The sequence below is a fragment of the Streptomyces griseicoloratus genome (assembly GCF_014534645.1).
Lineage (GTDB): Bacteria > Actinomycetota > Actinomycetes > Streptomycetales > Streptomycetaceae > Streptomyces > Streptomyces griseicoloratus.
Genome location: NZ_JACVQF010000147.1, coordinates 1 through 684 on the forward strand (window position 1 = coordinate 1; position 684 = coordinate 684).

Annotated in this window: 1 protein-coding gene; it reads right to left on the reverse strand. The window is 67.1% G+C overall.

From position 1 onward, the window contains the following. On the reverse strand, positions 1-684 hold a 684-nt coding region (locus tag H0H10_RS04505; RefSeq protein ID WP_188179493.1), incomplete at both ends, for an LCP family protein.

Below are 684 nucleotides of genomic sequence, written 5' to 3' on the forward strand. Positions count from 1 at the left end.
CGCCTCGTTGAGGACGACCGTCGCCTTCACCGTCTCGGCCGGGTTGTCCTTCACCGGCACCGTCGTGAACGTGATGTTCTTCGTCGGCACCTTCTTGAGCTCCAGGGCTATGTCCTTGAGGGTGCCGACGTTGCCGATGGCGCTGTCGACGGTCAGCGCCTTGGTCGCGGCCTCGGCGAGCTTCACCAGCTTGGTGGGGCTGGTGAGGGTGTCGCTGGAGGACATCTTCCGCATGAGCGAGCCCAGGAACTGCTGCTGCACCTTGATGCGGTCCAGGTCGCCCTCGTTGCCGAAGGCGTGCCGGGTACGGACGAAGGCGAGGGCCTGCTCGCCCTCCACCGTGGACTTGCCCGGAGGCAGCTTCAGTTTGGACTTCTCGTCGTCCACGGCGTGCTCCACGCAGACCTCGACCCCGTCGACCGCGGTGGTCAGCGTCTTGACCGCGTTGAAGTCGGCCATCATGAAGTGGTCGGGCTGGATGCCGGTCGCCTCCTTCACCGTGCGCATGGTGCAGCCCGCGTCCCGGCCGCTCTCGCCGAGGCTCGTGTTGAAGCGGACGCCCTGCGTTCCGGGGATGACCGTCTTGGTGCCGTCCTCCTGTGTGGTCGGGCAGTCGGGGACGTCGACGATCAGGTCGCGGGGGATGCTGAGGGCGGTGGCGTTGGAGCGGTCCTTGGCGACGTG